Annotated in this window: 8 protein-coding genes, 1 tRNA gene and 1 pseudogene; 4 read left to right on the top strand and 6 right to left on the bottom strand. The window is 60.6% G+C overall.

The window, feature by feature from the left end; translation table 11 throughout:
- Positions 1 to 483: 483 nt before the first annotated feature.
- The 4 genes from VOI29_RS20210 to VOI29_RS20195 all read right to left on the bottom strand — a co-directional run bounded on the left by VOI29_RS20210 (position 484) and on the right by VOI29_RS20195 (position 3,608).
- The gene (locus VOI29_RS20210; protein WP_323782948.1) at positions 484 to 1,257 is read right to left on the bottom strand and encodes a 5-oxoprolinase subunit PxpA; all 774 of its coding nucleotides are present in this window, start codon (positions 1,255 to 1,257) and stop codon (positions 484 to 486) included.
- The gene (locus VOI29_RS20205; protein ID WP_323782945.1) at positions 1,254 to 2,285 is read right to left on the bottom strand and encodes a biotin-dependent carboxyltransferase family protein; all 1,032 of its coding nucleotides are present in this window, start codon (positions 2,283 to 2,285) and stop codon (positions 1,254 to 1,256) included. The genes VOI29_RS20210 and VOI29_RS20205 overlap by 4 nt, the downstream gene beginning before the upstream one ends.
- Positions 2,282 to 3,034 carry a 5-oxoprolinase subunit B family protein gene (locus tag VOI29_RS20200; RefSeq protein WP_323782942.1) on the bottom strand — a complete coding sequence of 251 codons (753 nt, stop codon included), beginning with the start codon at positions 3,032 to 3,034 and terminating at the stop codon, positions 2,282 to 2,284. The genes VOI29_RS20205 and VOI29_RS20200 overlap by 4 nt, the downstream gene beginning before the upstream one ends.
- Positions 3,035 to 3,206: 172 nt before the next feature.
- Entirely contained in the window at positions 3,207 to 3,608 is a 402-nt protein-coding gene (locus VOI29_RS20195) for a hypothetical protein (RefSeq protein WP_323782939.1), read from the bottom strand.
- A 225-nt stretch (positions 3,609 to 3,833) separates the two neighbouring features.
- Between VOI29_RS20195 and VOI29_RS20190 the strand changes: the two genes are divergently transcribed.
- The 4 genes from VOI29_RS20190 (at position 3,834) to VOI29_RS20175 (ending at position 6,579) form a co-directional block, all read left to right on the top strand.
- Positions 3,834 to 5,288: a PAS domain S-box protein gene (locus VOI29_RS20190; RefSeq protein WP_323782936.1), complete on the top strand. Its 1,455-nt coding sequence runs from the start codon at positions 3,834 to 3,836 to the stop codon at positions 5,286 to 5,288.
- An 8-nt stretch (positions 5,289 to 5,296) separates the two neighbouring features.
- The gene (locus tag VOI29_RS20185) at positions 5,297 to 5,761 is read left to right on the top strand and encodes a response regulator (RefSeq protein WP_323782933.1); all 465 of its coding nucleotides are present in this window, start codon (positions 5,297 to 5,299) and stop codon (positions 5,759 to 5,761) included.
- A gap of 229 nt (positions 5,762 to 5,990) precedes the next feature.
- The gene (locus tag VOI29_RS20180) at positions 5,991 to 6,467 is read left to right on the top strand and encodes a GNAT family N-acetyltransferase (RefSeq protein ID WP_323782930.1); all 477 of its coding nucleotides are present in this window, start codon (positions 5,991 to 5,993) and stop codon (positions 6,465 to 6,467) included.
- 35 nt (positions 6,468 to 6,502) lie between these two features.
- Positions 6,503 to 6,579 (top strand) — tRNA-Arg (locus tag VOI29_RS20175).
- 66 nt (positions 6,580 to 6,645) lie between these two features.
- On the opposite strand, the pseudogene VOI29_RS20170 reads toward VOI29_RS20175, so the two are convergent.
- Positions 6,646 to 7,119, bottom strand: a pseudogene (locus VOI29_RS20170) (integrase core domain-containing protein); the annotation flags it as partial.
- 382 nt (positions 7,120 to 7,501) lie between these two features.
- A complete protein-coding gene (locus tag VOI29_RS20165; RefSeq protein WP_323782927.1) occupies positions 7,502 to 7,639 on the bottom strand; it encodes a hypothetical protein in 138 nt (45 codons plus the stop codon).
- Positions 7,640 to 7,823 lie beyond the last annotated feature (184 nt).

The following is a 7,823-nucleotide window of genomic DNA, read 5'->3' as shown; positions in this document are numbered from 1 at the left end:
TGCCGTCTCTCCGGCCCGTCCCGGCGTCTCTCCGCCGTGTCTCCCGTCCGCTCCTGCGTCGCCGCCGCCCCGTCCGGTGTGTCCCGCTGCGCCTCAGCGCCGCCGGTGAGGGGTGTTCTATGGTTAGCGCCGGAGAGTCGCAAGCCCTTTTTTGACGTTTGCATGACTTTTTGAAAAACTCTCGTGAAGTTCAATTGATTTCAAAGCCTTACCCAACACAAAAAGACAGCCGGCTTGCTGTTTCCCGGCCATCGGACCGGCCTGGCCGCGACAGGCGCGATGGTTTGAGGGCCACCTTCCGCTAGATGTTGTTATTTCCGACCCAGGGCATACAAGAGACACAGGTTTCTGCGAGTCGCCCGCGGCAGTTTCCCTTCGGTTCAGCCATCCGGTTCCACAGATTTGGACCTGAAAATGCCCGAAGGCGCCGTAGAGCCAGGCAATCCCCCTGAAGCAGCGGATAGCACCCGGCCCCAGCCGGGCTTAGCCCCGGCGCCCGGCAAATTGACGGACCGCAATCCCGCCTTCTGTCAGGCTGGTGCGGACAGAATGGGCCAGCTGCACCGCTTCCGCCGTATCCCCATGCAGGCAGATGGTATCGATTGCGGTGGGAATACGCTTGCCGCTTTCGGTGATGATGGCGCCCTCTTCCACCATTTGCAGAATGCGCGGACCGGCCAAAGCCGGGTCATGAATGACCGCGCCCGGCAGGGCGCGGTCGACCAGCGTGCCGTCATCATTATAGGCGCGGTCAGCAAAGATCTCACCGCACCAGTTGCAACCGAGGCCGCGCGCCACCTCTTCCATGGCGGTGGAAGCCAGCACCATGATGATAATGTCCGGATCCACCTCCAGCGCTGCCTCATAACAAGCCCGCGCCATCGCGTGATCGGTGCAGGCCATATTGGAAAGTGCCCCGTGCAGCTTCAGATGGCGAACTTGGGTTCCGGCGGCCCGCGCCATGCCCTGTGCCGCGCCGAGCTGGTAGCGGATCATGCTGGCCAGCGTGCCGTGCGGTACATGCATCTTGCGCCGCCCGAAGCCCTGCAGGTCCAGAAAACCGGGATGAGCACCGATCCCGACGCCGTTCTCAGACGCCAGCGCCATGGTCCGGGCCATCACATCCGGATCGCCGGCGTGAAAGCCGCAAGCAATATTGGCCGAAGAGACGATTTTCAGCAGCGCCGCGTCATCCCCCATGGTCCAGGGGCCGAAGCTTTCGCCCATATCGGCGTTCAGATCGATGGTCTTGGTCATCCGGTCTCTCCCGTGGCGAAAGGGTCCGCCTCCGCAGAGACGGCCCCGCTGATCAGTTGGCAGGATAACAGGTCCCGCAGCGCAGCAGGATCGCGTACCAGCGGGCGGCAGGCTGCGGGCAACCCTTTTTGAGACTTTTCGAACCTGGACTGGATTTCCAGAGCCTCTGTCAGGCCGATCCAGCGGAAGCGGAGCGCAACCCCGGCCTGTGCCTGCGCTACCTTTGGCAAATCGCACGGCAGGACGGTGCCGATCCGCGGATAGCCGCCGGTTGTCTGGCATTCGCGCAACAGCACGAATGGTTTGCCATCGCCGGTCATCTGCACATCACCCGGCAGGATTACCTCAGACAGGATATTGAGCTGGCCGTCAGCCGCAAAGCCCTCGCCGTCCGAGACCATTTCCACCCCCATCCGGTTCGCTCGGCTGCCGCGCCTGAAAGCAGTGGCCGCGAACCGGATGCGGTCCGCCTCAGGGAACAGGTTGCTTTGGAAACTTTCGACAATGCGCAGTTCGCCACCCTGAAAACGGTCTTCGGCGGCCAGCACCAGACCCGTTTCACTATTTTGTTCCGCACCGGCAGGCAGCAGGTCTCCGGCTTCGGCCGCCCGCCCCAGCCCGGCCATCAGATGCACCGCGCGGGAGCCAAGCAGCGGTTCCGTGGCGATGCCGCCGCCAAGGTGCAGATATCCGTAGACGCCGCGGCGGGCGGCACCGATGGACAGGCGCTGGCCCGCCTCCATCCGGTGCGACGCATTCCAGGCCAGCGGCTCTCCCTCCAGCGTTGCTGCCATGGGCGCACCGGTCACGGCAATGCGCAGGGCGCCGGTTGCCTCGAATTCGCCGCCCATGCCGACCATTTCCAAGGCTGCCAGACCGGGATCCTGCCGCAGCAGCGCAGCCCCCTCGGCCAAAGCCAGCGGGTCCGCAGCGCCGCCCTGGGACACCCCCTGCCCCAGCAAACCGGGCCGCCCCAAATCCTGAACCGAAGCCGCTGGCCCGATCCGCAGTATTCTGAGGCCGCTCATGCCGCGATCTCCGAGGCGATAGCACCACCAAGCAACGGGTCATCCTCACAGTGTTTCAGGAAGTCCTGTTTGGAAACCGGCTCAAATTGCACCTCATCGCCCGGGCGCAGAGCAAACGGCTGCTCGGCGCCTGGCTGGAACAGGGTCAGCCCGGTTTGGCCGACATGACGCCAGCCGGTTGGTGCCGGATTTGAAAACAAGACGAATTGGCTGATCGCCTGCACCAGCGCGCCGCGCGGCACCATTGGTGTCAGCTCGGTCTGCCGCGGCAAGTTCCACTCGGGTCCAAGGGACCCAAGGTAGGGCTGGCCGGGGGCAAAGCCGATGGTCAGCACCCGCACCCGCGCGGCGCCCAGGCTTTCGATGGCCTGTGCCTCACTCAGACCTGCGGCATCAGCTGCTTCCGCCAGCTGGGGCGCCAGGTCGGTACCATATACTGTGGGCACGCGCCAGAACCGGCGCCCGGCCGGCAACGGCGTCTGCAGCCAGTCCCGGGTCGTCAGAAGGCTCTGCAACTCAGCCTCCAGCACCTCATGCTCCAAATCAGCAGGGTCGAAACGGACAAAGACCGAGGCCAAAGAGGCCATGGTCTCGACCACCCCTTCCAGCGGCAAAGCCTCCACCGCACTGCCAAAGGCCAGCGCGGCGCGGTTCGAGGCCTCACTCAGGCTGCTGTCAAAGCTTACCAGCATGCCGTTCAACCCGGCCCGCCGGACCAGCGGATAGGCTGGCGCCTTCTGGTTGTCCATGTCTTTATCCCGTCATTTTTGCGCGCCAGCGTTGCGGCGCGGGCCGGGAGTGTCAACACGTCTATTCATGCAAAGCCTTACTGTTGCCACAGACAACAGCCGCTAGCGGGTTTCAGGAATCATCCGGCCCGTGCGCGGCTGGCAGCGCATCCGCACTGAAACCACCCGCGCCTTATGCCGCCGGGGCTGGCGCCGCCGGGCGCTGAAAGGCCACTACATCCGCAGCCGGGGCCGGATCGGCGGCGGAACTGAACTTGGACACGCGGCCACCGGCAAGATCCTTCCAGAACGCTCTGTACTCCGCACCCGCGGCTAAATCAGATGCTACTAACTTCGAGTGCAGCCGGCCCGTAATCTCTTCCAGCCGGTAGCCCAATACAGCAAGAAAATTGCCGTTTGCAGTCAGAATTGTGCCGTCCGGCTTGAATTGGATTGTGGCCTGGGTGCACTCGACCTTACCGGCAACAATCCTGGCATCGCTGTCCTGATCTACGGGCCTCGACGCTTTGAATCTGAAAAAGATGAATTTCTGCGCGCGTTCCTGATTTTCGATAGCTCGCGCCAGAAGCCTCATGAAACCAACAGAAAAACCTTAACACCGCGGGATGCATGGGTCTAAGCGTCTTCCAAGGAAACGCCGCTCCGCAATGAGCAACTTTAAGTTGCGCGACTATTGCCGAAATCTCCAAAAGATGTAATCTAATCCAAAAGGCCGGGCTGCATGCAGCGTGCAGCGTGGCATCCCGGCAATTGGCAATCAGGCAATTGATCGTTTGTGCAGCAGCTGAAAGATCCAAGGATGACACTTTCCAGACCAATGGACGCCCCCCGGCCACTCCGGCGCAATCCCATCCAGTACCGGACCCACGGCATTGCAGTTCTGCTTCTTGGTGCCGGCTTTGCTTTCGATCTGCTGACACCACTTGGGATCGCGGGTGGCCTGATATACGTGAGCGTTGTCCTCGGCGCCCTTTGGAATGACACCCCGAACACGGTCTATTGGTATGCCGCGGCTGCAACCGTGCTGACGCTCCTTGCCTATGTGCTGCTCCCGCGGACCGGCGTCAATGCGTGGATCGTCCTGAGCAACCGGGGGCTCACGATATTGGCACTTTGGGCCCTTGCCCTGCAAAAAGCTGCCCAGCTCTCTCTAAGGCGCAAGAAAACCGAACTTACTGCCATTCAGGACAACACTGTCGAGGGGATGATAACCATCAGCACCGAAGGAACCATCCTGAGCTACAACCGCGCCTGCCGGAAAATTTTTGGCTACGACGCCGAAGAGGCCATTGGCCGCAACGTTAAATTCCTGATGCCGGAGCATTACCGCACTGAACATGATGGCTACCTCAGCAACTATCTCCGGACCGGACAGAAGAAGATCATCGGGACCGCCCGGGAGGTTCAGGGACAGCGCAAAGACGGCAATGTCTTCCCGCTCGATTTGTCTGTCAGCGAAGTCCGGGTCGGCGGCCACCTCCTGTTCAGCGGTATCGTCCGCGACATATCCGAACAGAAGCGTATCGAAACTGAGCGGGAGCAGTTCATCAATGATCTATCCCGGTCGAACCAGGATCTGGACGATTTCGCCTATGTGGCATCTCACGATCTGCGGGCCCCTCTGCGGGTTATCGGGAACGCTTCCAGCTGGCTGGAGGAAGATCTGGCTGATGCCCTGGACGACGAGAGCCGGGAAAACCTGCAGCTCATCCGATCCCGGATTATGAGGATGGAACAACTTTTGAACGATTTGCACGAATATTCCCGGGCAGGACGCAGCACGGACGCCAGATACCAAACGTTGATGCCGGGCGCCGAGCTGATGGATGAAGTGCTGATGCTGGTCGAGCAGCCTGAGGGTTTCACCATCAATATCGACCCCGGGTTCGCAAGTATCCAGCTGCCGAACATGCCCCTCAAGCAGATTTTCGCCAACCTTGTCTCCAACGCGATCAAGCACAATGACACGGGCACCGGCGTCGTTGACGTATTGCTGGAAGACGGCGGCGGATTTCATGCCTTTACGGTCGCTGATGACGGTCCAGGAATTGATCCGCAATTTCACGAGCAGGTATTCAAGATGTTTCAGACCTTAAAGTCGCGCGATGTGGTCGAGGGCAGTGGAATGGGCCTCGCGATCGTCAAGAAGCATGTGGAAAATGCGGGCGGCACGATCTCTTTGCAGTCCTCTGCCGGTGAAGGCTGCGCATTTCGTTTCACTTGGCCCAAAACGGCCCGCGCCGATAACGGATAGGCAACAGCATGCAAAAGAACATGAGTGGCGGGCAGAATGGTAAGAAAGATCTAAGTATCATTCTGGTGGATGATGACCATGGTGACGCCAAGGCGGTTCAGCGGGCATTCAGGAAAGTCAAAATCGCAAATGAGATCACCCGCGCGATAGACGGTCTTGAGGCGCTGGATTATCTCCGCGGCACGGGCGGCAAGGACAAAGTCCAACCACCCTATGTTCTGCTTGTTGATATCAAGATGCCGAGGATGAGCGGCATCGAACTGGTCCAGGAATTGCGCGCAGATCCTGAACTCAGCAGGTCAGTGGTATTCTTCCTGACGACCTCAAGCCACGAACACGACATCGAAGCTGCCTATGACTTGAATGCAGCGGGCTATATCGTCAAGGAAACGGCAGGGCGTGATTTTCTGGAACTCGTAAACATGGTTGACCGCTATTGGCGGATTGTCGAGTTCCCTGTTCCGGGTAACTGATCCGCAGCGCTGGCGCGCCGACGGGATTGAAAACCACCAGCAACCGGCAAGACCCGGCTCGCATGGCTTTGGCGGGCTTGTAAAATGCGCCGGATTTCCGGGCTATTTTTTACTCAGCCGCAGTGCCTCGCAAAACCTTGACACTCTGAGGCAAAGGGTGGCTGTCTTATTTCTTGAACAGAAGGTACAAACCGCATTCAATTCCCAAGAGCAGGAGCTACACCACGCCATGCCCCGTTTTGAGATCAACCCGGAGAACCCGGCCGGGCCGGAAGCGTCCGCCCTCATTCGGCGGCATCTTTCGCAAATGGCGGCACAATCGCCGGAAGAAAGCTGCCACGCGCTGGATACAAGCGGCCTTGAAGGCCCTGAGGTGCAGTTCTTTCTGCTGCGCCGTGACGGCAATCCGGTTGCCATGGGGGCGCTGAAACTGCTGGACGGCGGCGCACGCGAGCTGAAATCCATGCACACGGTTTCCGAGGCCCGCGGCAGCGGAGCGGGACGTGCAATGCTGGCATTCCTGCTGAAACTGTCCCGCAAGGAAGGGGCCACAGGCATCTTTTTGGAGACCGGCTCCACGGATGATTTTCTGCCCTCGCGCAGACTGTATGAATCCTTTGGTTTCAAGCAATGCTCGGCCTTCGCGGATTACACCAAGGATCCTTGGTCAGTATTCATGCACCTGGACTTGCGCGCACCGGCTTGACCCTGGGCACCCGCCTGTCATAACTGGCGCCAAGCGGTCCCTTAGCTCAACTGGATAGAGCAGCTGACTTCTAATCAGCAGGTTGAGGGTTCGAGTCCTTCAGGGATCGCCAATGCTCCATTATTTGCCAATGAGGCATAACCTTGCACATATTAGGGCTTGACCTGCCACTGAAGTTTCATCCAGCCGCGACCGGAGTCCGGTTGGTGTTTACGCCGATCGGCGCAGTTTGAGCAATCGCCCGACGCGCGGAGCTTTCATCTCGCGCAGCGGGGCGGGCGATTGCGGCGGTCAGGGTCCGCGCGTAGTCGGCCGGCGTCTGGTAATCCAAGGCCGAATGCGGGCGTTCGGTGTTGTAGTCGGCTGCCCAGGCGGCGATCACGGCGCGTGGGTGAGCCAGGTTCCGGAACATGGTCTCGTTGAGCAGTTCATCCCGCATCCGCCCCTTAAAGCTTTCGACGAAGCCGTTCTGCATCGGCTTTCCCGGCGCGATGTAATGCCATTCGATGCGGCGCTCGGAACACCATCGCAGGATGGCGTTAGAGGTCAGTTCCGTGCCGTTGTCGCTGACAATCATGCCGGGCTTCCCGCGCCGCTCGACCAGGGCCGTCAGTTCACGTGCGACCCGGCGCCCCGAAATCGAGGTGTCCGGGAACCCCGGCGAAATGCCCAGGAAAAGCCCCGCGCGGATAGCCACCAGCACGTCCCGCACATAGGACACTTCCTGCATTTCCTCGGTGATTGTCGCGTGAAGGTCAGGGCGTCGTCACTGTCTTGCAGATCCAGCGTTCCGGCCCCGCGCGATGCCAGAGGCCGGTCATAGGAACGGCCCACCAGCAGGTGAATGCCCTCATCCGGCAGTTCCACCCGATAGGAAAAGGCACGCGGCGCAATCACTTCCTTGCGCGGCCTGCCGGTGCGGCCCCCATCGCTGAGGACTGCACGCTTGTTGCAGGGGAAGCGGCCACGCAGCGCCAAAGCACCGGATGCCCGCCTGCGGAGTTCCAGCCCGCCGCTGTGACCGCCCCAGAGCATTATTGCAGCCCGGTCAGGATTTCGGTCTGCACAGCGCGGGAAATGGTCACATCCATGGTTGCCAGCGCGGTCAGGCCCAGGCCACCGGATGCCGCATCGCTGAACGGGTCGCGGATCAGGTCCATAAGCCCAGACATCAGCACCGCGCTGACACCTGATTTTACTGGCGGATTGAATGGCCGTTGTCCGGTTGCTTGTTATTTGGGAAACGCCGCAGATGCATTTGGCCGGTCTGAGCCGATTTCGTTGAAAAAGTCGTTTGGTTTTGTGCGTTGGGGATGGGTACGGCGCACATTTTGTTGGGCAGTCTGAGGCGATACC

Source organism: Leisingera sp., from assembly GCF_034669605.1.
Classification (GTDB): Bacteria; Pseudomonadota; Alphaproteobacteria; order Rhodobacterales; family Rhodobacteraceae; genus Leisingera.
Note: the sequence above shows the minus strand (reverse complement) of the source record. Positions and strands in the feature narration are given on the sequence as shown.

Coding starts and splice junctions, on each gene's coding strand:
- VOI29_RS20210 (WP_323782948.1), bottom strand. CDS start 1,257: ATGACCAAGACCATCGATCTGAACGCCGATATGGGCGAAAGCTTCGGC.
- VOI29_RS20205 (WP_323782945.1), bottom strand. CDS start 2,285: ATGAGCGGCCTCAGAATACTGCGGATCGGGCCAGCGGCTTCGGTTCAG.
- VOI29_RS20200 (WP_323782942.1), bottom strand. CDS start 3,034: ATGGACAACCAGAAGGCGCCAGCCTATCCGCTGGTCCGGCGGGCCGGG.
- VOI29_RS20195 (WP_323782939.1), bottom strand. CDS start 3,608: ATGAGGCTTCTGGCGCGAGCTATCGAAAATCAGGAACGCGCGCAGAAA.
- VOI29_RS20190 (WP_323782936.1), top strand. CDS start 3,834: ATGACACTTTCCAGACCAATGGACGCCCCCCGGCCACTCCGGCGCAAT.
- VOI29_RS20165 (WP_323782927.1), bottom strand. CDS start 7,639: ATGTCTGGGCTTATGGACCTGATCCGCGACCCGTTCAGCGATGCGGCA.
- VOI29_RS20185 (WP_323782933.1), top strand. CDS start 5,297: ATGCAAAAGAACATGAGTGGCGGGCAGAATGGTAAGAAAGATCTAAGT.
- VOI29_RS20180 (WP_323782930.1), top strand. CDS start 5,991: ATGCCCCGTTTTGAGATCAACCCGGAGAACCCGGCCGGGCCGGAAGCG.